Below are 26,018 nucleotides of genomic sequence, written 5' to 3'. Positions count from 1 at the left end.
AGTTGATGAGAAACTGCCTCACTACTTTGCCATTACGTTTTTAGTTTGGGAAGGGAGGCGACCATTCCATTAGCCTGCCGACAAAGCAGACGTTTAACATAAGGGGACTATTGTCATACATTTCTTGTATGTAGATTTTGAATTCGGTACGTGCTGGGATCAAGGTAAAGATGTGGTGTTGTATATGGGAGCGGATGAAAAACTGCTAGATAAAAAAGAATCTAACGATGGTTCTAGTGATTATATCAGCGATCCAAACAAACCCGTGCCCCACTCAGATAAAGTGAGTCGCGGCTGGGATCGTCCTTATATGGCAGAAGATCAACGTTTTACCGCCCGTCGTACTGATGTGCTAGTGTTCAATTCTGAAGTGGCCACTGAAGACCAAACTATCGCAGGGGCCATTGATATCAATTTGTGGGTTTCCACTGATCAAAGCGCTGGCGACTTTGTGGTTAAACTAGTTGATGTGTTTCCAGGCGTAGATGAAACCAGTAATAAAGTAGATAAAACCACAGGCAACCGTCATGAGCTAGTGCGCTGGGGGATTATTCGCGGACGTTTCAGAAACAGTATGAGCACGCCCGAGCCTTTTGAGCCTAACAAACCCACGTTGGTTAAATTTGAATTATATGATGTATTGCACACTATTAAACGTGGGCATAAGTTACAAATTCAGGTGCAAAGCAGCATGTTTCCGTTTATGGATATGAACCCACAAAAATACGTCGATAATATCTTTAACGCCAAAGCAGAAGATTACGTTAAGGCGCAACATAAGCTTTATCACAGTGATCAGTATCCAAGCTCCATAGAGTTTAGAGTGATTGATTAATAAGCTTTGTCATTATTTCCGGCAGTCTAAAAACAATGAACGCCTAAATTGGCGTTTTTTGTTTTTAGGGTAAACCTTTGATATGGCAGATAGAACAGTTGGATTTAGGTCAAGTTATCGGTATTTCAATTTTCTTGACTGTCACCTTATTCATGGGGATTGGTATCATCACTACACTCACAAAAGCCAATTTGAGTGATGGAATATAATCCCATCACTAGGCTACATAAAAAACTTTAATGTAAATATTACTGAGCTTTAGCTGGATTTAACAAAACCGGCTCGCCAAAGCCAAGCTGTTGCATGCGTTGTAATTGAGTGTTGGCGTCACCTGCAAAAAACCAGATCATTTGATTGGGCTTTAAATACTTGTCTGCTAAAGCTTTCACGTCTTTTACTTCGATGTTTTTAACGATTTGCTCACGCTGCTTAACATAATCTTTCGGCCAGTTGTATTTGCTGATGTCATTTAATAACCCCAGCTTTGCATTGGCTGTTTCGAATGCTCTGGCGTTGCTTTTTATTAAAAAGCTTTTGCTGGTGGCTAAATCCTGTGCAGAATAATTCTTTGCATAATTGGCTAGAATTTCTTTGATTAACTCAGCAGATTCTAAAGTGACGTTAGAACGAACTTGACTGAAAATTCTGAAGGTACCGGGGTCTTTGGTGCCAGTGAAACGGGAATAAATGCCATAGGTATACCCTTTTCCTTCACGTAATTGTTGGGTTAGTTGAGAAGCAAAACTACCACCGCCAAGAATGTAATTCATTATAGTCGCGGGGTAGAAATCTTTGTCTGTAGCAGCTAGCGCTGGATAACCAATATTCACAACTGTTTGTTTGGCGCCAGGTACATCGTAAAAATATACTTTGCTTTGTTCTGGCTGCTTAGAAGTTGTAATGTTTGGAACCGTTACTTTAGACGCTGGCCAGTTTGCTTTTAATTCTGACAAAGAGGCTATTGCAGCACTTTTATCAATTGCGCCAACAATATGTATTCGGGCGAGGTTAGGAGATAAATTCCTTTGATAAAAGGCCTTTACATCATCTAAGGTGATTGTTTCGACCGAATGATTATTGCCCAATATATTTTTAGAGCGAATATTATCTTCGCCATAGATAAGTTCGCTAAATGTATTGTCAGCAACACTTCTGGGGCTGGCCTCTTGCTGACGAATCAGTGAGATAGTTTGTTGTTTTATTAGCGTAAATTCTTTTTTATCCCAACGGGGCTCTAGGAGTATTTCTGCGACTAAATCCATAGCTTGAACATAGTTTTTTGCCAAAGTGTTAACGCTTATACGAATGTCTTCTCTATTGGCCGTAACTTCAATTGATGCGCCGAGTTGTTTAATGGCGTTCTCTAGGGCTTCTGGTGTTTTAGTTTTGGTGCCACTAGTGAGCATTTGCGCGAGTATGTTGGCCATACCTACTTTATCTATTGGTTCTAATAATTGCCCACCGTCTATGACTATTTCTACGTTAACAAGAGGCACTTCATCGACTTCAATTCCCAGTATTTGAGTGCCATCAAGTTTTGCCTGCCAAATGTCAGGCACGATCGCTTCGGCTGATTCGCCATATACTGGCTCTTTTGCACGGTCAAATGATGAGGGGGTTTTTGTGTATGTAGCGGCAACATTAGGGTCGACTTGTTTTTCAGCGCCCTGAACAACGAGTTCTTCGGTTACCTTAGCTTTGGTTGAACCTTGGACTGCGAGCTTAAGTTTACCTTTGGGTACAAAGCTGGTGACTATGTGATGTTTGTTTTTGATGTATTTGTCATATGCGTTTTTTACATCTTTAGTAGTGACCTTAAGAATAGCTTCAATTTCTTTTTCAGCGTAACCGGGATCACCCGTGTATATATTGTAAAACGCCAGTTGTGCTCCTTTGCCCAACACACTAGAAAGTTGATTATAAAAATTGGTTTCTTGGGTGGCCAGAATACGTTTTAGATCTTGCTCTGAGATGCCGTTTTTTTCAAACTGCTCAAAAGCTAGGTCAATGCCTTTGTTTACATCGTCTAAATCTACACCAGCATAAGCTCTGGCGATTAAATATACTTGGCCTGCAAGCTCACTTGTTTGATGGTACATGTCGGCACTTGGAACTAACTTTTTATCCTCAACTAACACTTTATAAAGTGGTGCAGATTTGCCATTTGCAAGGTAGTCAAATAATACGTTTAATGCATATGAGTCGGCATGATATTTCTCTACTGTGGGGTAGGTACGAGTAATCTGCGGCAGATTGGCAAAGTTATCTTCATGGTAACGTTTTTTTGTTTCACTTAGCCCAGCGGAGCGTTTCTTAAGCTGGGTGATTTTGTCACCGGCTTTGATTTCCGAAAAATATTTTTCTACCCATTGTCTGGCCTGTATGGGGTCAAAGTCACCAGCAAGCGTCAATGTGACATTATTTGGCACATACCATCGTTGAAAAAATTGTTTTACATCGTCTAACGTTGCGGCTTGCAAATCTGCAAGAGAGCCAATTACCTGCCAATGATAGGGATGGTCTTGTGGATACAGGTTTTGATCAATCACAAGCCAGTTATGACCATAAGGGGCGTTGTCACTGCTTTGGCGTTTTTCGTTTTTGACAACCTGTTTCTCTTTTTCCAAAACAGCAGCAGTCACAGTATTAATAAACCAACCTAGCTTATCAGCTTCGGCCCAAATCATTTTTTCTAATGCATCTTTTGGCACAGTTTGTAAATAATTGGTTCTATCTCTTGTTGTTGAGCCGTTAGCCCCAGAACCTCCAATCCTTGCTGATAGTTTATCTAACCCGCCTTTGCCTAAGTTTTCTGATTCAAGAAATAATAAATGCTCAAACATATGGGCAAAACCCGTGCGCCCTGCAGTTTCGCGAGCGGAGCCTACATGCGCGGTTAGGTTAACCGCCACAACAGGATCTGAACGGTCAATGTGAAATACCACTTCTAATCCATTGTCTAAAACAAACTTTTGATACTGAACCTGAAAGTTAGAGTTATTATCTGCTACATGTGCAGATAGGTTGTTACTAATACCGAACGTACAAGCCAAAAGGAATAGGCAGGTTATTTTATATTTCATTTTTATATTTCATTTAATGGGGGAGAAATTAACGCGCAGATAATTGCATATTTTGCTTGAGACTAATAGTGAGAATAGGGCGAGTGATTCTTAAACTTAATACATACTTTGTATGTGTCAGTACTGCCCAGAGTCCAACAACTATCTTACTTTTGAAATGCCAACAGCAATACAAATAACACCGCCAGCCATGCCTAACCAAGCTTCAATAGGCGTGTCTCCATTAAATGCTCGACTGATTTGAGAGCTTGCTGAGTCAAAAACATTATATCCCCAAATAGCTAAAGCAAGCCCTACAACAATAAGAACAATGCCAAACAGTTTGTTATTCATATATTTCCTTAGATTATTAACCAATAGATACAGGTCTAGATTGACACATAATATTCTATTATTCGAACCAGATTTTTATCTAAAGCTCATTTAAAAGCCTTTAGTAATGGGCTGAGATGGGCCTCAAAATTTTTCCACTGTTCTCTTGCTGCAGAATTAATCGGCTGTCGAACCTGCTCTGAGCTGGGCGTTTTGATTGTGCGTTTGGTATTATAAAATTGCAAACAGGATGCTTCAAAGGGTAATTGGCAAAAATCTAGAATACGCCTGACCTCGGTTTCTAAATCATCGATAACGTCTTCGTGTTGTACTCTTAGAACAAAACCGGGTAACACAGTATCCCAGTGTGTCATCAGTGACTGGTACGATTGATAATAGTGGATCAGGTTGTCTAGGTCGTAGCTAAATTCTTGCCCTTCAGCAAATAATTGTTTGTAACCACTAAAACAACAGGCTATGGGATCTCGTCTGGCATCGATTATTTTGGCATTAGGTAACATGCTTTTGATCAGGCCAATATGCATAAAGTTATTTGGCATTTTATCTATAAAAAACGGAGCGCCTTGGCGGTAGTAGCGAGTGTCTTCGATAAACTGTTTGCCAAAACGTGCTAAATATTCAGATTCTATTTCAGTTACAACCTCTGGATAACCACTTTTGTTGCCGCTTAATCTTGCTGCTAATCCTAGAACATTATGTAACTCCATAGTGCCATCTACTTGTGAATGAGAAGCCAGTATTTGCTCAAGTAAAGTTGAACCCGCTCTAGGCAGCCCAACAATAAAAATGGGATCAGGGGATGGATCACCTACACCTTGATGGGATTTGAAATAGTCTTTAGTAAAGACTGATTTTTGCGCTGCAATTTGTTCGTCTAACTTGGATTGTGAATACTGGTTGCGTTGGTTTTTTAAAGCATTACCGCTTTGGTAATGATCAAAAGCGCTGTCATATTGTTTGCGGTCTTCGTAGGTCTTAGCCAGTGCAAACTCAAGGTGTGCTTTGTCGTCTTGTTCAATATCAACTTTATCCAGTTGCGACTGCATCAAGGCTAATTCGTCATCGGTAAATCGATAAGTTTTAGTATTCGCCAAACTCCAGAATGCATCGCCAAAGTCAGGGCGAATTTTATATGCTTGTTGGTATGAGGCCACTGCCTGTTCAATGTTGCCATTAGCTTTGTATGCGTGCCCAAGTAATAACTGTATACCGGGCAAGTCGTTACGCTCACTGAGTATTTGCTGATATAGAGTTATGGCTTGGTCAACTTCACCTATGCCCACCATAGCGCTAGCTTTTGCCGCTAAATAATGGTGATTATCAGGATTTTCGTTTAGCAAAACATCGGCCTGTTGTTTGGCTTGGCTAAACTTGCCCAATTTAGCTAACAATTGAACATACTCTGCTCTTGCGGCTTCATGTTTAGGGTGTATTTCAACGCAGCTTTCTAATAAAAATTCGGCTTTGTGGTAGAGTTTTAATTTGATACCCACTTCAGCCAATAGCAACATGGCTTCGACGTGATGATTGTGTTTTTGCAAAAAACGCCGACAAACAGTGTCAGCTATGGCTAATTTCCCTTCATACATGAGATCCCGAGCACCACGAATTTCAACAGGTAATTGAGTCAGGTATGCAATCCGTTGAGTGGCAAATCGCTCGCCTTCTACATGGTTTAATTCATGGTAAAGCGGAGCTAACTTTTGCCAGCTAGACAATAACGCTGGATTGAGCCTAGTGGCTCTAGCAAAGGCAGTGGCTGCATTTGGGATGTTGCCTGTACTGATTGCAAGGTAACCGTTTTCTTGATGGGCACGTGCGTGGTTGGGGTCGGTAGTAATCAGCTTATTTACTGTTTCAGTAGCCTCATTAATTAGCCCTTTGGTGCGCTGAGCGACAGCCAGTAAATACAAAGCCTCTATTTGTTGTTCAGGGGAATCTTGATTATCTAACACCTGCTGTGAAAGTGAGATGGCGCTGTTGATATCGCCTGATTGTAGAGCACGTTTGATATCGTCAATCTTAATGCCATGTTGGTTGACGTTTTCTACCACGTGTTACCTCCAGATGATTTAATTATTATTACTAGCAAATTGTGGTTGCTGAGTGTTTTTTCAATACATAAAAATAAAGGCAAGCTAAAAGCTTGCCTTTATAAGTTACCTTAAGCCAATCTTATTCGAAATCGTAAGACAGTCTCAAGCCTAATGTACGAGGACGGTTAGTTACAACCTTAGGCGTAAATTGTTGAGTATCTATATAAAGCACCGCACTTTCGTCAGTTAGGTTATCTATATAAAATTCTACTTTCCAATCGTCTTTGGTTATTCCAACAGAGACATTGGCAATTGCGTAGCTCTCTTGAATGTAACGTCCACCTTGGAATGTATTGCCATTAGAATCAGCATAAGTCACACCTGAATAGGTAGCCGCTTCTTTTTGGATAGGCAAACCTGAGCCTGTACCATATACCAAACGAGTGGCGTCTTCGGTCACAAATGCGTCCATAGACATACCAGCTAAGCGGTCGCCCGTGTAGCTAACTGATGCATTGAAATAACCTTCATAACCGTCATCAAGCTCGAAATAATAACGTGCACGGATATTACCCGAAAATTCAGCTGAGTAAGGCAGTTGAGCGCCTACTCCTGGCGCAATACCAGCTAGCTCTGCATTAACACGAGTCAGTTCTGTATCGAGTAAACTAAAGGCTGCGTTGATAACTAAGTTGTCTGACGCTAACCATGTGATATCAGCATCTAAGCCTCTTATCTCAGCATCACCTACGTTATCGGTAAATACTAAAAAGCTGATGTTAGTCGGGTCAAAACGTGACGTTTGTAAGTCAGTGATTTCAGAGTAATAAGCTGTAGCGTTTACACGTAAAATGCCGTCTAAGAAGTCACCTTTTACACCAAACTCGAAGTTATCTAGGCTATCGGTAGTAGAGTAAACGGGTATTCTGAAACCATCAAATGCGCCATTTTGGTTGGTTGCAAGGCCACCACCAACACGGTTAGTCACCGGTGGTCTGAATCCTTCAGAATAAGTGGTAAACAACAATATGTCGTCATTCACTTTATAGTCTAACGAGGCTTTAAAAATAGTATCGTCTACGGTTAATGTGCCGTCGCTGTCTAATAAGCTTACGTCCAATTGGCCACTTGCGATAGCTTGTTGAATTAACGCTGGATCTTCACCTACTGCGGCTAGTTCTGAAGCGTCTAGAGTACCAAATGCACGAATTCTGCGGCTAACATCAACTGTTGTAGTAGAGCCTTTAAACGTGTCGTCAATTTGATACCAACGAGCGCCTAATGTAGCTGTTAGCTTATCGGTGATATCGTATTCAGCCTGACCAAATACGGCGATTTGTTCAATTGTATGGGTTACATCGTTAACAAAACTGACTTCTGATTCGAACGGTCCGCCGTTAGAGTTAATACCTTCGGTACCTACTAGTGTTCTGCCTAAGTCAGTGAAAAAACCTAATTCTGTATTAGCAATTTGGAATTTACCTACTGTCGAAAGTTCTTGATCGTCGTAGAAAACACCAGCTGTAACACGCCATGCGTTATCTGCATCGGTATTAAATCTTAGTTCGTGTGTGACACGTGAAGTATCTGTTTGTTCTTTATAGTATTTAGTTGGGTCAATACAGCGTTCATCAGCAGGTGTTGCCGCTTCATAATGGTTACAAACATAATAAGCTGCAAATAAACCACCGTTGGTATAACCGGTGTAGTCGATAGTAGAGCTGATTTCACGGTCTAAGTAACCACCTGTGTAAACCACTTCAAGCTTGTCTAATCGGCCTTCTAAGGTCCAAGTAGTCAGTCCAAACTCATCATCATTGTCTTCAGGAATAAAACGGTTAACCGAACTTTCACCTTCAAGGTTAGGATCGTAAGCAAACACGCCTTCTGTTTCTAGAGACTGAGCAGTATGTTGTACCAACAACGACCAATCGTCATTGATCAAATATGACATGCCAAATCTAACACCGGCATAAATTGCATCGTTAGTATCATCTTCTACTAAGCTGTCATTTTTAGGTGGCACAACAGGGGTATTTAGTGGATCGCTTAACACGCCACCAGAAATTCTATCAATAACAACGGCACTGCCTATATAGCCACCTTGACCAGGTTCATTCAGGATATTGTCAATCCATCCACCCTTTTTGTCATTGTAAGCCACTACGCGAAGTGCTAACTCATCAGTAGGCGTAAAGTTCATAAAAGCTTCAACGGCATTGCTCATTTCGCCGCCTTTAGTACTGCCAATATTCACATCTAAACCAGCAGAAAAACCTGTGTGATCAGGTTTTTTAGTGATCATGCGAACTGTGCCTGACTGTGAACTTGCTCCAAACAAAGTACCTTGTGGACCTGGTAATACTTCTACACGCTGCATATCAGCGGCGTAAACGTCTAAGTTTCTGCCTTGCATTGAAACCGGTTGTTCATCTAGGTAAAACGCAACAGAAGGTTGTAATGCTTGGACCGAAGATACCGCGATATTGGTTTGTGAGGTGGCTGCGCCACGAATATAAATCTCATTTTGACCAGGGCCTGTGCCTTGGAAAACAACGTTCGGTAGAAATTCTACGTAATCGCTAAAACTCTCAACACCAAGATTTTCTAACGCTTCGCCGTTTAAAGCAGAAACAGAAACAGGTACATCCTGTATCGATTCGGTTCTTTTGGTGGCGGTAACTTGAATGGTTTCAATTTGTGCTTTTGCAGTTTTCTCTTGTGCTATCGCTGGATTTAAAGCGAGTGCTGTGACTATGGCACAACTTATTTTTGTTCTGTTCATGTAATAAGAACCTTTTTGGCTTTTGCATACACTGCTAGGGGAATATTTTTATTCGACCCGATGTATACAATATTTAATTTCAATACGAATTTTTATTAGTGTGTCGTTGAACAGTATATCAGACTCAGATATTGATTCCTAAAGTGTTTCATAGGACTTTAGTCGAATTTGTGGATAATTAAATGCGTAGCATTCTAAATATAATTCGAGTTTAAAAGAGCCATTGGATAGGTTATATTGCGGCTCAATAAACAGATATACAGGCTTACCTACGTGGCTTTAACTCGAATAGACCAACACCTCAATCGTCCCGTTTTTTACCTTTCTTCATTATCCATTCTTGTTTTAGTTTTATTTGCTCTGATAGCGCCACAAACTGCTGATGTGTTTTTTACTGAATTACAAAGCACCATTATTGAAAACGGTAGTTGGTTTTATGTGGTGTCGGTAGCGATCATTCTAATCACTGTACTGTATGTCGGTTTCTCTAGTTTTGGCGAAGTCCGGCTTGGTCCTGATCACTGTAAGCCAGACTTTTCTTTGCCTACTTGGCTCTCAATGTTGTTCGCAGCTGGAATGGGTATTGGCTTAATGTTTTTTGGTGTAGCCGAACCTGTTATGCACTTTTTGTCACCGCCAACGGCCACCCAAGGTACAACCGAAGCCGTGCGCGAAGCGATGAAAATGACCTTTTTCCACTGGGGCTTACATGCTTGGGCAATCTATGCGGTGGTGGGATTAATATTGGCCTATTTTAGTTTTAGGCTGAATTTACCCCTTACATTACGTTCAGCTTTGTACCCGATGATTGGCGACCGAATTTATGGTTGGGCAGGTCATACAGTGGATATTCTTGCTGTGGTGAGTACCGTCTTTGGTATCGCTACATCCCTTGGCTTGGGAGCAGCACAGATTAACTCAGGGCTAAATTATTTATTTGACCTAGAAGAGTCGGTACCAGTACAAATTTATTTGATGATTGGCATTATCGCAGTTGCAATTGTCTCAGTGGCTACTGGATTAGATAAAGGCATTCGTCGATTGTCAGAATTGAATATGATTCTGGCTATTGCATTATTGTTATTCATTTTGATTTTAGGGCCCACCGTGTTTTTGCTTGCTGCTTATGTGCAAAATACTGGGGCATATCTGTCTGATATTGTGCGTAATACCTTTAACTTATTTGCCTACGATAAAACTGATTGGATTGGCGGTTGGACCATTTTTTATTGGGGCTGGTGGTTAGCATGGGCACCTTTTGTTGGGCTTTTTATTGCGCGTATTTCACGTGGCCGCACCATTCGCGAGTTTGTGATTGGCGTGTTAGTTATCCCTACTGCTTTCACGTTATTCTGGATGACAGTGTTTGGTAACTCGGCAATCGATCTGATTTATACACAGGGAGTCGATAAATTAGGAGAAATGGTCAGTACCAATGCTCCAGTCGCGTTGTTTGTGTTTTTAGAAAACTTCCCATTCCAACACTTCTTAAGTGGTATTGCGACCTTGATGGTTGTGGTGTTTTTTGTCACGTCTTGTGACTCTGGCGCTATGGTGGTTGATATGCTCTGTTCACATGGCAAAAATGACACACCTGTTTGGCAACGTATTTATTGGGCGGTGGGTGTAGGACTTGTTTCTGCAATCTTACTCACAGCAGGTGGACTGAACGCCCTGCAAACCATGACCATCGCTACGGCTTTACCTTTTGCTATTATTTTGTTGATTTCGTTAGTGGGCTTGATAAAGGCATTGCGTGTCGAAACCCATAAGAAAGCCAGTTTGGCCATGAACTTACATCCTCATCCAACTACAACTGATAGTGGTTGGGAACAGCGACTGTCGACTATTATACAATTTCCGAATAAAACGGCAGTGACAAAATTTATTGATAGCACAGTGCGAACTGCCATGGAGAGTGTCAGTAAAGAACTAACTAATAATCAAGTTGATTCTGAGATAGTCAGTGAATCTAATTTATTGAGTTTGAGTGTACAACACGGCAGTGAGCATTCCTTTACCTATGGCGTAAAGTGCGAGAAATACCTGCAACCGAGTTATTCGCCGGATAATGAAGAATCGGAAGAGAGTGCCGACGAACATACTTATTACCGTGCAGAAGTGCATCTAACCGAAGGTGGTCAGGATTACGATATTATGGGGTGGTCGAAACAGGCAGTCATCAATGATGTGATTGACCAGTATCACAAACATCAACATTTCCTGCATTTGCTGCGTTGATATTCGGTTTGGCTATTTATTAGCAGATATTGGCAGGCAATGTGCCAGAAAAAGCGTCGGATCCTTGCGGGTTTTCAGTATACTCAGACCTTATGAGTTAAGCCCTTAAGGAATAAACGTGCGTATCAAGTCGCCCCAAGGTATTTTGTCTTTAGACAGTATTTTACCCGAAGAACCATTGTTGATGATGGGGGCGGGGCCAGTACCTATACCTGCCAGAGTGGCATCTGCCAACGGTATCGTTATCAATCATTTGGGCGATACTATGGCGCAGATTATCGAACAAGTTAAGTTGATGTCACGTTATGTGTTTCAGACAGAAACAGGGCACATTTTAGGTGTTGCAGGTCCAGGCTCTGCGGCAATGGAAATGGCCGTAGCGAATCTAGTAATACCTGGTAGTAAAGTACTCAGTGTATGCAACGGCTTTTTCAGTAACCGATTGGCCGAAATGGCTGAGCGTGTTGAAGCCAATGTTGTGCGTTTAGTAGTAGAAGAAGGCCAAAGTGCCGACCCTGTTGTCGTTGCTGAATATATTGCACAACATAAACCGCAAGTACTAACCATAGTTCAAGGTGAAACCTCAAGCACCGTTTGTAATAACGAGTTAGCGGCTATCGCGGCAGCTGCAAAAGCCCATGACTGTTTAGTGATAGTTGATGCGGTTTGTACCTTAAGTACCATGGAATTTGATATGGACGAGTGGGGTATAGATGCGGTGATAACCGGCGGGCAAAAAGGTTTGTCTTGTATACCCGGTGTGTCTTTAATTGGTTTTTCTAGTAAAGCTTGGGAACATATTCAGTCACGTTCAGATCAACTACGCCATTGGTGTTTAGACGCTAAATTGGCCGATCAATTCTGGTATAAAAAGTCATATCATTACACCGCACCTGTTTCTGGGATATTAGCTATTCATGAAGCCTTGAGATTGGTGTGTACCGAAACTCTAAAAGTGAGATTTGATCGGCATTTGCGCAGCTCTTTAGCGTTGCAGGCAGGGATTGAAGCTATGGGATTAGCACTACACGTTAAACCAGCCGCCCGGCTAAATTCGGTTGTCGGCATTAAAGTGCCTGATGGAGTGGAAAGTAAACAGTTACTGAGTACTATGTCACAGCGCTATAAGGTTGAAATATCAGGCTCATTTGGTGCCAATATTGTACGTATTGGGCAAATGGGTGAACAGTGCCGTGCCCATAACTTATTCCGTACCCTTCACGCTTTTGGTGCCAGCTTTAATTTGCTTGGACAAAAATTAGACTTGCCATCAGGCATGGCTGCGTTAGAAAGTTCGTTAGATCAACATGGTTTTGTTGATCAGATTTAAAGTCTAAAAATGCATATTTTTATGCAAATAGGCTACAAGGATCTCACCGGCTTCACTTATATGTTGTTTTAAAATAGCTTTGGCTTTGCCTAGTTGTTTGCCTTTAATTGCTTCTAACAATTGATAATGTTCTTGCTGACTGGTTTTTTTATAATCCAGCTCTACCGAATGAAAACCAATATAACGTGAACAAAGTTGATGTAAATTGGCGATATTGTTAAACAATGTTGGTCTTTTAGCCGCTTGATAAATACAGGCATGGAACTGCCAGTTTAAATCACCATGCTGGGTAATGCTTAACTTTGGCTGATCCAGTTGTTCTAAGATATCTGTCGCTTGGCCTAATATTTGGTGATTCAGTTTTGGCATAGCATGGCTCAGGATACGAGGCTCTAGATACATCCGCATGATGTATAAATCTTCGGCTTCGGTTGCGCTTAATGGATGCACCATCACGCCACGTTTTCCACTTTGGGTTAGCCAACCTTCATTCTTTAATCGCTGTAATACATCACGAATTGGAATACGGCTGACCCCATATTCAGCAGCGAGCTGTTCTTGTTTTAAAGGACTGGCTATTGGCAACTTATTATCACGGATATCTTGTTTTAATTGCTGATATAAGGCTTCTGCAGGTTGTTTGTCTGTCAGTAGTTTGTCAGTCATAAATTACGCCCTCGCAATGCGGCTAATGGCAAGTGTGCCTAGCCCAATTGTTATGCCCCAAAATGCGGAGGCAATATTAAAAAATGACACACCAGAGGCCGTCACTAAAAAGGTAATTAAGGCCGCATCACGGTAGTCGGGCTGCTCGAAAGTTGAGTGTAAACTTGCGCCAATAATACCCAGTAAAGCCAGGCCTGCTAATGCTGCAATCATGGCTGCTGGAAAAGCCGCAAACAAACTCACTACAGTGGCTCCGCAAATACCCGCCAATATGTTAAACACACCAGTGAACACACCTGCAATGTAACGTTTATCAGGATCAGGGTGCGCTTCTTCGCTGGCACATATGGCTGCAGTGATGGCGGCTAAGTTTAAAGTAAAGGCACCAAAGGGCGCGAATAATACGTTTAATCCGCCTGTCCAACTAAGTATGGGGGACACCGGAGCTTGACTGTGACCTGTAGAACGTAAAATTGCTATTCCCGGCACATTTTGTGATGTCATGGTGACTACAAATAAAGGCAAACCTACACCTATTAACAAACTTAAATTAAACTCAGGCCATGTGCAAATAGGGGTAGCTAACGACCATCTGACTTGCTGTAGATTGATTAAGTCAAAGCTGTAGGCACAGATAAATCCTGCTATTAGCACTGCAACTATTGCATAACGTGGTAACCATCTTTTGGCGAATAGAAAAGTTACTAACATGATCCCGACCATTAATGGGTCGCTTTGTAGTGAGGTAAAAATGCTCAAGCCAAACTGAACCAATATGCCAGCCAACATGGCTGAAGCTAGTGGCAAAGGGATACGTTTGGTTAACGCATCGAACCAACCAGACAAACCCGTTAGCAAGGTTAAAACCCCAACAAATACAAAAATACCTATGGCTTCGCCAATGCTATTACCACCGAGTGTCGTAGCCAGCAACGCTGCCCCGGGCGTGGACCAAGCTATGATGATCGGGCGTTTGTAATACAGCGATAAAACTAAACAGCCCAAGCCCATGCTCATACCTAAGGCCCATATCCAAGAATCAATCATTGCTTGGCTAGCACCTGCGGCAATCGCGGCTTGATATACAATGACCCAAGCACTGGCATAACCTACCAACACGGCGATAAAACCGGCACTCATGGCAGAAAAACTAAGATCAGATGTGAATTTTTTGAAGTTCATTTTTGTATTCATATTTAAAAATGTATACAAAATTTAACATGAGTCAGTTTGTGATTGAAGTAATACTTGATATTAAGAGTGTGAAAATGGCAGTGGTTAATGCTGCGTTAAAGCGCAGCATTAACCAGTTGAATTAGTGGAGTCCCAAGATCGCTTTAACCCAAGCTATAAAGTCGCTAGTGACTTCGTCACGATTGGTTTCGTTAAACAATTCGTGGCGCGCATTCGGGTAAAACTTGTTAGTTATATGTTTGAAACCGTGTTTTTCATATACCGAAAGCAAACGTTTTACTCCCTTGCTGTTTTCGCCTACGGGATCCTCAGTACCACTAAAAACATAAATGGGTTTGGCTTTGTCCATTTTATTAAGAGTCTGATCCGAGGCAATAATGGTTAAAGCATCCAACATGCCTTGCCAAGTCGCGACTGAACATTCAAATCCACACATAGGGTCAGCCACATATTTGTCCACTTCAGCAGCATCGCGGCTCAACCAGTCATACTCAGTGCGGTTCGGCTTAAAAGCTTTATTAAATGCTTTAAAGGTCATAGCTGCCATTAATGCACTGCGGCCTTTTTCTTCTAACCTCAATTTTTCAAATCGAATGATAAATTGCGCTATTTTACCAATGGCTCCGGGTGGACCGTTACTTGCCGATAAAGCCGCTGCCGCGATGTTACTCCCGTATTTGCTGAGATAGGATTGAGTCAGGAAGGATCCCATTGAATGGCCAAGTAGAATAATAGGGGGATCTGGATGACGTTTAGTGATCTCTGCATTCAGTAAATCAAGATCATCTACTGTTTTGTTCCAGCTATCCTCATCAGCCATATGTCCAAGAGCCTGACCCTGCTGTATAGACTTACCATGACCCCGATGATCATTGGCATATACAGCAAAACCTTCAGCGTTTAAAAAACTGGCCAAACGCGCATAACGTGCGCCATGTTCTGCCATGCCATGGGCTATTTGGATCACTGCCTTGATGTCTCCAACAGGCAGCCATTGATAACAATGTAACTGCAAGCCATCAACACCACTATATTTAAAGCTATCTGTGCACTCTGGGGCTAGGTCTTTGCCTGTATTGATACTTTCTTCTCCCTATCTTAATAGATTTTTTGCTGTGTATTACGCTGGCTTGATAGCAGAATACGTCCATAGAATTGCCCCGTCAATGCATGGCTAATTTGGACTTTGTTCCTTTTGTTTTGATGTAAATTAACAGCTCAATGATTACAAACCTTAACAATTTTATGGATGACAAAATGTTAGCATCAAAAACTTGACTGCTTCTTAAACATGAACGAGAGGGATTTTACATGTTAACCATAAGAAATATCTTGGCCACTTTTTGTTTTTTGATATTAGCCAGCTGCAACGACTTAAATGATGATTTACCAAACATTGCGCTCAAAAGCTTAGCTGATACAAAGTTAGCTGATTTTAACTTTGACTCTACTGTTGAGTACATGGAAAAAAGAATGTTTTTCTTTGGTGACGATGTAGATAACTTTCATGTAAACAACGAATTTGATCTACAAATTAAGCTTACGTTGACTGATGTGCAGCTGCTTAACTTAGAACAGGCAACCTCTGGAACTGGTATCGGTTTTGGGTGTTTGCCAGCGTCATGTACATTTTATTTTGTTTTCCTTGAGCAAGACGTAGCAGTAGTGATTGATAATGTCTTAGATCTAGAATCTTTGCTTGGTGAGATTGATAGGCCAGCGGAACTGCACCTTGTATTAATGAATGGTAAGTATTACCCACAATTCTATAAAGAAATTGAAAGCGGATTTAGCGTCGTTGCTAGCTGGGCTGATTGTAACGGTGGCAGTGGCGAAGATTTACTGCAAATCGATCGTGCTGGCAATGTCGTTTTAATCAAAGAAATAGCAAAAAGGCAGGAAAATATAGTTTGTTAACTTTAAATTTATATTTGAATACTAAAAGATAACTTTCTGTTGGCGATAAAAATCAACCACAACCGAATGTTTTTTGCAGGGTTGTTGTTAAGCCGGTACCTTTATATTAATCTTCTTTTACTTACCAACACGGCCATAAACTCAAAGTAGGTAGTATGCAATATCTAGTTTTTGGTATTTCAATATCATTCATTTCATGGATGTTTGGAATGATCGTCAATTCATTCATAAAAGACCAAGCCTACTACATCAAGTTATCTAATCTGAATTTTCTAAAGAATGAGAAATACAATAAAGTTATTGGATTGGAGCTTTTGACGTGGGTTGTTAAAAACACATTTTTCAAGTTCTTTAATCAGTCGTTAAAGTTAGATAAGACTGCAGAGATATCAGCACTAAAAAACTTGCGCAAGGAAATGACTATTGCCGAAATTAGCCACCTAATTGCCTTTATATTTGTTCTGTTTTTTGCTGTTTATAAGGGCATTAGTCAAAATTTTGTATTTGGGTTGGTAGTAGTAGGGGTCAATATCTTAATGAACTTGTATCCATCTTTACTGCAGCAGAAAAACAAAAGAAGAATTGATCGCCTGATAAGAATAAGCGTTAAACGTAAGCAACGATCCTAAAAATATAAGGTGACCATTTTTATAGGATGGGGTGGTTAGACTTTTATTTATTGTTATTCATCTGTACTAAAGCCAGCCCGCACATGTAAATGTTTGGGTGTGAATATTTAACTTCATAAAACTAACAATCGATCATAACTATGAAAAATTCTTCTTTTGTCAATTAGTGGGTACACTGCTATTAAGTTAAATAGTAATTAAATCTTTGGAGAGATAAATGTTTAGTCACGTGATGTTGGGTGCGAATGATATACAAGCATCTAAGAAGTTTTACGATGCGATTTTAGGTGCTTTGGGCTACGAAGAGGGCACGATTGACCCTAAAGGTCGTTGTTTCTATTTCACTAAAACTGGTGTGTTTGGTTTAAGTGTGCCAATTGACGGTGAACCAGCCAGTCACGGCAATGGCAGTACTCTTGGGTTTGCCATTGAAAACGAAGATCAAGGCCTTGCATGGCATGCTGCTGGTTTAGCTAACGGTGGTACAGCTTGTGAAGATCCACCTGGTGTACGTGATGGCGGAACGATGCAGTTATATTTAGCTTATCTTCGTGATCCAGCAGGCAATAAAATCTGTGCCATGAAGCGCGTAGGTTAAGTACTTCAAGAATAGAGTGTTGTGGCTGGGTTCTTCAGCCACATACTCATTATCTATCTATCTATCTATCTATCTATCTATCTATCTATCTATCTATCTATCTATCTATCTATTAGTTATTAGTTGGAAAGTGTTTTGCACCAAAGATTAGTAACCCTGCGCCTAAATACATCGCTAGGCCATATACCCCAGCCGCAATGGCGTAATCTGGTCTTTCTAAAAAAGACACGGCTATTAAAATGGCCATCGCACTATTTTGTACCCCTACCTCTATTCCTAATGTCACACAGTCGCGCTTGACCAGTTTAAACACAAGACCTAAGAGCAAACCTGTGGCAATGGCTACAAAGTTTAGCGATATGGTTGGCAATAACACTTGGGATAATGATTCAAGGATGCTATTGCGCTCTTGATAGGTGATGGCGATGATCATAAAGATCAGAAAACCGGTTGATAGCCGTCTGAAAAAAGGTTCGCTGCTAATGGCTTGTGTTGGGTATTTGTGGCGCAAAAATATACCGAGTATTACAGGTAACAAGGTAATGAAAATCAAACCCAAAGTGGTACTTAACAATGAAAATGATTTGGCAGGATTAATGTCAAATTGGTTAATTGCAAACTGAATAATCAAAGGTGTAGTGAACACACACACTAATGTAGTCACGGCGGTTAAACTGACGGATAGGGCTAGATTGGCTCTGGCTAAATGGCTGATGATATTCGAACTCGTACCCCCCGGGCAAGCTGCTAATATCATAATGCCAATCGCCAGATGTTGACTCAATCCAAAGAGGATAGCGACACCATAGGCCAAAATGGGCAGTAACAATAACTGTCCAAATAATCCCACTAGCACCGCTTTAGGCTCTTTGCCTAATTCTAAAAAGTCTTGTTTTGTTAGACTTAATCCCATGCCAAACATGATTAGCGCTAAGACTAAAGGCAATATGATCTGAGTTAAAAACGAATCCGACATTAAATAGGTATTCCTGAGCAATAGGTAAAGGTTTTAAACCGAAGGAACCCGTGTTCTTTCGGTTTAGGGTTAACTCATTTTGGCTAACATACTCAATGGTGCGATACGGGCAATGTATCTAAATAATGCCCAAGGCCATGTAGGCACAAAACTGTTGGCGACTTCTTTTTCGATGTCTTTGACCATCGCTTTGCAACCCGTTTCTAAGTCTACAATAAAGGGCACCGCTTTTACTTTGGCATTGATTTCAGTGCGGATAAAGCCCGGATGGATGGTAGTGACTTTAATCGGGGTGTTGAGCACATCGATTCGAATACCTTCAGTAAGTGAGCTTAATGCCGCTTTAGTGGCGGCATACACTGTCATGGCTCTACGTGCTCCGCGTACTGCGCTTACGGAAGATATTGTGACTAAGTGGCCAGCGTTTTGGTCACGGAATATTTCCATTGCGACTTCACACTGAGCCAAAGCTGAAACGAAATTAGTCACTGCAGTTTGTTTATTCGCTTTAAAATAGCCTGTGCCTATCGAGGCGCCTTTGCCCATTCCGGCATTGACTATCACCCGATCTAGGCCGCCTAAATCCTCTGCAAACGCTCTGACGACTTCAAATACTTGGTCGTGGTCGTTCACATCTAACGAACGTATAAATACCTTAATGTCGGGATTAATTGCCAACAACTCTTGTTTAAGTGATTCTAAGTTGTCCATTCTACGGGCACATAAAGCTAAGTTACGGCCCATCTTGGCAAACTCGATGGCCATACCTTTACCTAAGCCTGAACTGGCACCGGTAATTAAAATGTTTTGTCTGATCATTGTGTCGTTCCCATGTTTTTTGTTTTTATGCTTTAGCTACGAGCACATAACGATTTGTGCTTCTATTTATAAGTTAATAAGTGTTTGTTTTTACCTTCAAACGTAGAGTGTTCGTTTAGTGAGGATAAAATAACACCGTTTCGGGTATTAATGAGTTTGGTGATGCCGCAGTTGACTAAGGTCCAGTTAAGCGTCATCAGGTTTTCAGCGGGTACACCTAATAATGCTTGGGACAATAATGCTATGGGGCCACCTGAACTAAACACCGCTACGTTTTTTTGACCTTCTAGGCCACTGATTAAACCCGTTAGCGCGGCCTGTATTCTGGCCTGATAATCAGGCCAAGATTCAATGTAATCAGTATTGTGTTGACTGCTGATCCAGCGACTGAAGGCCTGACCAATCACTTTCTCCAGTGCTTTGTGAGGATTGTCTTGTCGACTTACATAGTCTTTTACGCCTTGGGCAGTGGCTAATTCAGAGTCGAGTTGAGCAAGAATATATTGATGATCGTATTCGTTCCATCTTGCATCGAGTTGCGGTTCAGTACCTTTTTGGCCCATTGCTGATAAACAACCATTTGCCGTTTGCTGATGACGCTGCATGCTGCCACGTACTACTTTATCAAAACGATCTAATCTGCCTTTAAAAACACCACCTAAATGTGTTGCTTGCTGTTCGCCCAACTTAGATAAACAATCATATTCATCTTTGCCAAAGGAGGCTTGGCCATGTCTAATTAAATAAATCGCGGTCATATCGGTGCTCTTTTAACGTTTTCCTTTGATGGCTTTACGGCATTGCCAGAGTAAATAATGCACAAAAAACCAAATGTGTTTAAAGGCTGGGTTGTCGGTTTGTTTGTGGTGATAACGATAATAAATTTGCTGCGCAATGGCCGCTAATCTGAATAAACCATACACCTCATAGAAAGCAAAGTTGTCGACTTTAAAACCGGTTTTATCAAGGTAATAGGCAATGACTTCTTTGCGGGTCAACATACCGGGTAAATGTGTTGGTTGCCGGCGAGTCGACTTGGCCAGTTTGTCGTCATCAGCTTGCACCCAGTAGGCCAAACTATTACCTAGGTCCATCAAAGGGTCACCTAGTGTGGCTAATTCCCAATCCAATACGCCTAAGATTTTGGTTGGGTCGTTCACATCTAACACCAAATTATCAAATCGAAAGTCGTTATGGGTTAAGCAAATATGCTCGTGCTTAGGTTGATTGGATTTAAGCCAATTCATGACATATTTTGCGCTGGGCACGTTCCATGTTTTGGCTTTGGTGTATCGCGCACTCCAGCCTTCAATTTTGCGTTGGGTGTAACCTTCACCTTTGGCTAAATGATCGAGTCCCGCCGCTTTGTAATCGACCTTGTGTAGCTCAATTAGACTATCTAACGCATTCAGACAAAGTTGACGGGTGGTGCCATGTTCAAGTTTAAGCCCTTTAGGCAGATTCATTCTTGGGATCAGGCCGTTGAGTTTTTCCATTAGGTAAAACTCGGCGCCTAATACTGATTCATCATCACAATGGCCTAACATTTCTGGCACATAAGCATACACAGGCTTTAGTGCAGCTTGTAAGCGATACTCACGGCCCATATCGTGCGCACCTTTAGCTTTGGTACCAGCAGGTCCTCGGCGCAAAATGACTTCACGCAAAGTACCATCATCAGCTGGATAGCTTAGGCAGTATGTCCAATTAGATGCGCCGCCGGAATACTGAGCAACTGTAGGTTCACCTTTAAGACTTGGAACATGCTTTTCTAACCAAGGAACCAGGGCTTTTAGGTCTAGCTCTTCACCTTTTCTGACTTGGCCTGCTGTGTCAATTACGTTTTGTTTGTCAGTGTTGCTCAAGGTATTAGGCTCTAGGCTTAAAGTTTTTTAATTGTTTCTTCATCATTGCTAGATAACGCATCGGGGCAAACCAACGTTTTATACGAAACGCAGTACGACCGTCTTTATGGGTGATGGTCATAAACTTAAAGGTTTCACTGTCTTGGTATATGGCTGCTGCCACCTGAGCCGCGGTGATATCAGAAGCATTATGCAGCATCTTACTCACCAGTTTTGCCACGCCAGGCTGCTTACTGCGTAGAGATTCATCCAGGTTTGTAGAAAAGAAGCCTGGGCAAGCCACACTCACGTGAATGTTATCGTCAGCTAATTCAAGGTGCATCGTTTCAGAAAAACTGACGACCGCAGCTTTACTGGCATTGTAACTGCCCATTAACGGGGCAGGAGTGATACCAGCTTGCGAAGCAATATTCACTATTTTGCCACCACCTTGTTGTTTCATCATGGGCACAAAAGCACGGCACATACGCACCATGCCCAATACATTGATATTTAGCACCCATTCCCACTGTTCAATATCTTCAAATTCCAAGGCACCGCCCGTGGCAACACCGGCATTGTTGACTAACACATCAACTTTTTGCCAACGAGATTGTAACTGTTGTTTGAGTGCTTCAATATTAGCTTCATTAGTGATATCGCAAGGCAAAAAGAAGGCGGCACCACCCGATTGAGTAATGGTGTCGACCACTTTATGTGCTCGCTCTGAATTTAAGTCGGCTATGCACACTTCAAAGTTTTGTTTGGCATAATGCAATGCCAGCGCTTCACCTAAACCTGAAGCGCCACCGGTTATTAGTACATTTTTATTCATTTATATTTCTTCAACTCTAATCGGGCAACCATGCCTTTGTGCACTTCATCTGGCCCATCGGCTAAACGTAAGGCTCTTGCGCCTGCTGCAAAACGTGCTAGTGGGAAGTCGTTACACATTCCTGCACCACCATGAATTTGCACAGCCATGTCGACAACTTCTTCAAGCATTTTTGGCACTGCTACTTTAATCGCTGAAATATCCACCATGGCATTCTTCACGCCCACGTTATCAATCTTCCAAGCGGCTTGTAAGGTTAATAAGCGAGCTTGCTCAATAGCGATACGTGCTTCGGCGACGCGTTCTCGGTTACCACCAAGCATCATTAAAGGTTTACCAAAAGCAGTACGAGACATACCGCGCTGCATTGCCAATTCTAAAGCTTTTTCTGCTCCACCGATAGAACGCATACAATGATGAATTCGACCCGGCCCAAGACGACCCTGAGCGATAGCAAACCCTTTTCCCATGCCTACTAACAAGTTTTCTTTAGGTATACGCACATTGGTAAAATGCATTTCGCCATGACCAAAAGGTGCATCGTAATCGCCATAGGCTTGTAACATACGTTTGATTTCAACACCCTGTGAATCTAGCGGCACAACGACCATACTGTGTTGGCTATGTTTGTCATTTTCAGGATTAGACAACGCCATAAAAATCGCAATTTTTGCATTGGGATGACCTAAACCTGTGGTCCACCATTTTTTGCCGTTAAGGACTAACTCATCACCGTCTAGTTCAACGGTTGCTTGCATATTAGTCGCATCAGATGAGGCAACGTCGGGTTCAGTCATGCCAAATACGGAGCGTATTTCACCTGCTAATAACGGCTTAAGCCACTTTTCTTGCTGTTGTTCGTTGCCAAAGTGGTACAGCACTTCCATATTGCCAGTATCAGGCGCGTTACAATTAAATATTTCAGAGGCAAATAACACTCTGCCCATTTGTTCGGCTAGTGGTGCATATTCTAGGGTAGTTAAGCCTTTACCCAATTCAGCGTCAGGTAAAAATAGATTCCATAATCCCGCTTCTTGAGCTTTCTTTTTAAGTGGTTCTATTAATGGGTGTACTTGCCAATTCTGCCAATCACCACCCGGGTTGAGTTCATGGGTTTCGGCATAAATTTGTTCTTCAACGGGATAAACGTGCTCATCCATAAAGGCTTTAACACGTTCGATGTACCCTTGTGTTTTTTCACTGTGGGAAAAATTCATAGTGGTGACTCCGAAAGTTAGGTGAAGTAGTAATGAGTCAAGCATAGTCTTTTTATTAGGTTGAATGAAATGAAAAATGCTATATGGTTACTATGAATTATATTCATAGTGGTGGTGTGGTGACAGACGTAACAAAGATCCAACAGCTTGACCTAAACTTACTCAAAGTATTTGAAAGTATTTATCAAGAACAGAACATGTCACGTACTGCGGAGTTGCTGCATATTACGCCTTCTGCGGTTAGCCACGCCTTAAAAAGGTTACGAGAATATTTGGGCGACCCATTATTTCAACGTAGTAATAATCGTATGTTACCCACACCTGCTTGCCAGCGTATGGCCCCACAGATAATTGATAACCTCACTCGATTAAGGCAAATATTGCAACATTGGGGAGAGTTTCAAGCACTGACCAGTCAGCATCACTTTCGCTTGGGTATTCACTACGCTCTTGAACCCTCTATTTTGCCAAAATTGGCGAAAAAACTGGCTAAGTTAGCTCCCAACACCACCTTTTCTAGTGTCAAAGTGGATAGAGAAAATTTAACCCGTGAGTTAGGGGCAGGGCATATTGATATGGCGTTTGATGTGGCTTTGCCGATAAAACCCCCAGTATTACACACTAAGCTAATCGATGGCGAGTTTTGTGTCTTGATGCGCAAAGGACATCCCTTTGAGAGCAATCTAACGGAAAAAAGTTACTTTGCCGCTAAACATATAGGTGTATCTAATCGTCCAAGTGGCGACGCTGCTGAGGATATTTTGTTTCAACAACAAGGTTTGTCACGGCATATCAGTATTCGCTGCCAAAACTACTATGCAGCAAAAGCCATGTTGATTGAGTCTGATTATTTATTAACTGTGCCTTATATGTTGGGCAAAGAATTAATGGCAGATTCCCACCTAACCAATGGCTTGATAGAAGTCCGTATGCCAGTGCAACTCACTAATATTGAAACTCACCTTTATTGGCATAAAAACACCCAAGATGATGAAGCTTTAAGTTGGTTTAGAAGCGCAGTGCAATCTTTGTTACAAACCCTTTAAGCCGCTCTGTGTAGCGACTAGTTGGATTTTATTATTGAACCATGCCTTTTATTTTTATAGCTTTTTCGAAATGATCTAACTGGTGGGTTTCAATCCACCAGGTGGCCGCTTCCATTAATAGCGCTGGGTCGTTATTTTTATTGGCGAAAAAGGCATAAAAAGATAAGCCTACACTAGGTCCTTTAGCTACAATTTTTTTATCGCAAACCTCAATGATTTTTGCTCTCAATTTGTCTTTCAAGTTATCCCTCGTTTATTCATTTGTTTAATATCTCGGGTTTAGAAACAGCACATCCATTTGCATTAAAAAAGGCAGAGGGTTGATTTAACCCCTTTAATTTCCAACTTATCAATTTGCCGAGGACTCGCATCGATATTTTAATTAATGATGTTTGTTGCGCATCTGATACGGGTTGTTTGGCTGATTGGCAATGTATATAGCCTCGTGTTTTACCCAGTTCTTGATCGCGACTTTGTACATGTTGCATAAAGTTATGAATGACCCCAATAAAAGGTGTTTTACTGCCTAACGTATTACCAATTGGTGTGTTACAGCATTTAGCATACCAACGGTTTAATCCTTTTGGAGTGAGGCGGATCAAAGCTAATTGGTCATTGCCTTGAGTAATAGTTAAGTGTGCGATGGGCATCTGAAAAATATCGGTAGCGCCATATTGGTCTAACACTTTTTTGTCTTGTTTTAAAAATACTGCAAATTTTTGACAGTCTGCACAACAACAATGAATACGATTTCCACTTTGAGCATTCACATTTTTGGTCTTTCCTTGCACTAGTCCACAAGCACAACTTAGGTTTATTTCTGGCATCTTATTTTCCCTTAATAAAGAATGGCCTTACAGGCATTTTAAATTATTTATGACCTAGGGCGATCATAGCGATATCGCGAATATCAAAAACTAAAGAAATGCTGATAGTCGCCATCAATAAAGCAAGCCAAATTCCGTAAACTGAGGCGAATTTAAAGTCAGTTCGCTTAATTTCGTATTTTATTAAGCCAAATAACAGAGGAGCCCAAAGAATTAAGTGGGCGATCCCCAATAAATGGGCATTGTTAGTGAAGTAAAACACCAGCATACCTAGAGGCATGGTCAATATTAAAGCGACCAACACGTAACGCGCAGCTTTGGACTTCCAAACAAACAGCACAGGCAGCAAAAAGATCAACACCATCCAGTTCATCCAATAATGAATCCATAGGGGCAACACCGCCATTTGTTCGTTCACTTGATTCATCATATCGTTCATATTATTTTCCTGTGATTTTTCTCTGCTAAAGCACTAGACCTCTGTTAAGTCGTTGTTGTCTCATATTTACTTAATATAAAATATTTATTAGGGCTTAGGCTTTTTTTACTAACAAACATACCAGCCATAGGCCACTGACTTTTTGTTGGCAAGGTCAGACAGTGTTTAGTTAACCAAACATTAAGGTACACTAACTTAAAACACGAATACTTATAAAATAAGACTAGGGGTTGTTGATCTTTCATATGTCACCGAGATTTTCCTCAAAATGTGCTTAATCAAGGCGAAATATGTGAAGTTTGGTCATCCAAATAAACAGGTTTCAACGCCGAGTAAGTGCGTTTTGAGGAAAACCCTTCGGGCTGGGC

At 41.4% G+C, this 26,018-nt stretch carries 23 protein-coding genes; 7 read left to right on the top strand and 16 right to left on the bottom strand.

What is annotated here, in order from left to right; genetic code table 11:
* Nucleotides 1–124 precede the first annotated feature (124 nt).
* Entirely contained in the window at nt 125–835 is a 711-nt protein-coding gene (locus tag QZ488_RS14415; protein WP_293749987.1) for a CocE/NonD family hydrolase, read from the top strand.
* Nucleotides 836–1,083: 248 nt separating this feature from the next.
* Here the strand turns inward: QZ488_RS14415 and QZ488_RS14410 are convergent, their stop codons facing one another.
* The 4 genes from QZ488_RS14410 to QZ488_RS14395 all read right to left on the bottom strand — a co-directional run bounded on the left by QZ488_RS14410 (nt 1,084) and on the right by QZ488_RS14395 (nt 9,072).
* Entirely contained in the window at nt 1,084–3,918 is a 2,835-nt protein-coding gene (locus QZ488_RS14410) for a pitrilysin family protein (protein ID WP_293749985.1), read from the bottom strand.
* 141 nt (nt 3,919–4,059) lie between these two features.
* Nucleotides 4,060–4,251, bottom strand: a complete 192-nt coding sequence (locus QZ488_RS14405; RefSeq protein WP_293749983.1) for a DUF3185 family protein — start codon at nt 4,249–4,251, stop codon at nt 4,060–4,062.
* An 86-nt stretch (nt 4,252–4,337) separates the two neighbouring features.
* Nucleotides 4,338–6,305 carry a tetratricopeptide repeat-containing sulfotransferase family protein gene (locus QZ488_RS14400; protein WP_293749981.1) on the bottom strand — a complete coding sequence of 656 codons (1,968 nt, stop codon included), beginning with the start codon at nt 6,303–6,305 and terminating at the stop codon, nt 4,338–4,340.
* A gap of 121 nt (nt 6,306–6,426) precedes the next feature.
* Nucleotides 6,427–9,072, bottom strand: a complete 2,646-nt coding sequence (locus QZ488_RS14395; protein ID WP_293749979.1) for a TonB-dependent receptor — start codon at nt 9,070–9,072, stop codon at nt 6,427–6,429.
* Nucleotides 9,073–9,345: 273 nt separating this feature from the next.
* Here QZ488_RS14395 and betT point away from each other — a divergent pair, with 273 nt between their 5' ends.
* Together betT and QZ488_RS14385 are read left to right on the top strand one after the other, a co-directional pair.
* Nucleotides 9,346–11,313 carry a choline BCCT transporter BetT gene (gene betT / locus QZ488_RS14390; protein WP_293749975.1) on the top strand — a complete coding sequence of 656 codons (1,968 nt, stop codon included), beginning with the start codon at nt 9,346–9,348 and terminating at the stop codon, nt 11,311–11,313.
* A 118-nt stretch (nt 11,314–11,431) separates the two neighbouring features.
* Nucleotides 11,432–12,643, top strand: a complete 1,212-nt coding sequence (locus QZ488_RS14385; RefSeq protein WP_293749973.1) for an alanine--glyoxylate aminotransferase family protein — start codon at nt 11,432–11,434, stop codon at nt 12,641–12,643.
* Nucleotides 12,644–12,646: 3 nt separating this feature from the next.
* Here QZ488_RS14385 and QZ488_RS14380 read toward each other — a convergent pair whose 3' ends face one another.
* The 3 genes from QZ488_RS14380 to QZ488_RS14370 all read right to left on the bottom strand — a co-directional run bounded on the left by QZ488_RS14380 (nt 12,647) and on the right by QZ488_RS14370 (nt 15,518).
* On the bottom strand, nt 12,647–13,309 hold the full coding sequence (locus QZ488_RS14380) for a GntR family transcriptional regulator (protein WP_293749971.1): 663 nt from the start codon (nt 13,307–13,309) through the stop codon (nt 12,647–12,649).
* A gap of 3 nt (nt 13,310–13,312) precedes the next feature.
* On the bottom strand, nt 13,313–14,491 hold the full coding sequence (locus tag QZ488_RS14375) for a benzoate/H(+) symporter BenE family transporter (protein WP_293749969.1): 1,179 nt from the start codon (nt 14,489–14,491) through the stop codon (nt 13,313–13,315).
* Between the two features lie 133 nt (nt 14,492–14,624).
* Nucleotides 14,625–15,518 carry an alpha/beta hydrolase gene (locus tag QZ488_RS14370; protein ID WP_293749967.1) on the bottom strand — a complete coding sequence of 298 codons (894 nt, stop codon included), beginning with the start codon at nt 15,516–15,518 and terminating at the stop codon, nt 14,625–14,627.
* A gap of 296 nt (nt 15,519–15,814) precedes the next feature.
* Between QZ488_RS14370 and QZ488_RS14365 the strand changes: the two genes are divergently transcribed.
* The 3 genes from QZ488_RS14365 (at nt 15,815) to QZ488_RS14355 (ending at nt 17,647) form a co-directional block, all read left to right on the top strand.
* Nucleotides 15,815–16,420 carry a hypothetical protein gene (locus QZ488_RS14365; RefSeq protein WP_293749966.1) on the top strand — a complete coding sequence of 202 codons (606 nt, stop codon included), beginning with the start codon at nt 15,815–15,817 and terminating at the stop codon, nt 16,418–16,420.
* A 155-nt stretch (nt 16,421–16,575) separates the two neighbouring features.
* The gene (locus tag QZ488_RS14360) at nt 16,576–17,049 is read left to right on the top strand and encodes a hypothetical protein (protein WP_293749964.1); all 474 of its coding nucleotides are present in this window, start codon (nt 16,576–16,578) and stop codon (nt 17,047–17,049) included.
* Between the two features lie 217 nt (nt 17,050–17,266).
* Nucleotides 17,267–17,647 (top strand): VOC family protein, encoded by a 381-nt coding sequence (locus tag QZ488_RS14355; RefSeq protein WP_293749962.1) that lies wholly within the window; start codon nt 17,267–17,269, stop codon nt 17,645–17,647.
* Between the two features lie 112 nt (nt 17,648–17,759).
* On the opposite strand, the gene QZ488_RS14350 is transcribed toward QZ488_RS14355, so the two are convergent.
* The 6 genes from QZ488_RS14350 to QZ488_RS14325 all read right to left on the bottom strand — a co-directional run bounded on the left by QZ488_RS14350 (nt 17,760) and on the right by QZ488_RS14325 (nt 23,338).
* Nucleotides 17,760–18,623 carry a bile acid:sodium symporter family protein gene (locus QZ488_RS14350; RefSeq protein WP_293749960.1) on the bottom strand — a complete coding sequence of 288 codons (864 nt, stop codon included), beginning with the start codon at nt 18,621–18,623 and terminating at the stop codon, nt 17,760–17,762.
* A 69-nt stretch (nt 18,624–18,692) separates the two neighbouring features.
* Nucleotides 18,693–19,442 carry an SDR family oxidoreductase gene (locus QZ488_RS14345; RefSeq protein WP_293749957.1) on the bottom strand — a complete coding sequence of 250 codons (750 nt, stop codon included), beginning with the start codon at nt 19,440–19,442 and terminating at the stop codon, nt 18,693–18,695.
* A 62-nt stretch (nt 19,443–19,504) separates the two neighbouring features.
* Complete coding sequence (locus QZ488_RS14340) at nt 19,505–20,200, bottom strand: histidine phosphatase family protein (protein ID WP_293749955.1); 696 nt, start codon at nt 20,198–20,200, stop codon at nt 19,505–19,507.
* A gap of 12 nt (nt 20,201–20,212) precedes the next feature.
* Entirely contained in the window at nt 20,213–21,307 is a 1,095-nt protein-coding gene (locus QZ488_RS14335; RefSeq protein WP_293749953.1) for a phosphotransferase family protein, read from the bottom strand.
* Between the two features lie 4 nt (nt 21,308–21,311).
* Complete coding sequence (locus tag QZ488_RS14330) at nt 21,312–22,121, bottom strand: SDR family oxidoreductase (RefSeq protein ID WP_293749951.1); 810 nt, start codon at nt 22,119–22,121, stop codon at nt 21,312–21,314.
* Nucleotides 22,118–23,338, bottom strand: a complete 1,221-nt coding sequence (locus QZ488_RS14325; RefSeq protein ID WP_293749949.1) for an acyl-CoA dehydrogenase family protein — start codon at nt 23,336–23,338, stop codon at nt 22,118–22,120. The genes QZ488_RS14330 and QZ488_RS14325 overlap by 4 nt, the downstream gene beginning before the upstream one ends.
* A 119-nt stretch (nt 23,339–23,457) precedes the next feature.
* On the opposite strand from QZ488_RS14325, the gene QZ488_RS14320 reads away from it, so the two are divergent.
* A complete protein-coding gene (locus QZ488_RS14320; RefSeq protein WP_293749989.1) occupies nt 23,458–24,384 on the top strand; it encodes a LysR family transcriptional regulator in 927 nt (308 codons plus the stop codon).
* A 31-nt stretch (nt 24,385–24,415) separates the two neighbouring features.
* Here the strand turns inward: QZ488_RS14320 and QZ488_RS14315 are convergent, their stop codons facing one another.
* Genes QZ488_RS14315 through QZ488_RS14305 form a run of 3 tightly spaced genes read right to left on the bottom strand, consistent with a single transcriptional unit; the run spans nt 24,416 to nt 25,650 of the window.
* The gene (locus tag QZ488_RS14315) at nt 24,416–24,625 is read right to left on the bottom strand and encodes a DUF6500 family protein (RefSeq protein WP_293749947.1); all 210 of its coding nucleotides are present in this window, start codon (nt 24,623–24,625) and stop codon (nt 24,416–24,418) included.
* Between the two features lie 16 nt (nt 24,626–24,641).
* Complete coding sequence (locus tag QZ488_RS14310) at nt 24,642–25,211, bottom strand: DUF6151 family protein (protein WP_293749945.1); 570 nt, start codon at nt 25,209–25,211, stop codon at nt 24,642–24,644.
* Between the two features lie 43 nt (nt 25,212–25,254).
* On the bottom strand, nt 25,255–25,650 hold the full coding sequence (locus tag QZ488_RS14305; RefSeq protein WP_293749944.1) for a hypothetical protein: 396 nt from the start codon (nt 25,648–25,650) through the stop codon (nt 25,255–25,257).
* Nucleotides 25,651–26,018: the final 368 nt, after the last annotated feature.

It is taken from the genome of uncultured Paraglaciecola sp. (assembly GCF_913020055.1).
In the GTDB taxonomy this organism is placed as follows: domain Bacteria; phylum Pseudomonadota; class Gammaproteobacteria; order Enterobacterales; family Alteromonadaceae; genus Paraglaciecola.
Note: the sequence above shows the minus strand (reverse complement) of the source record. Positions and strands in the feature narration are given on the sequence as shown.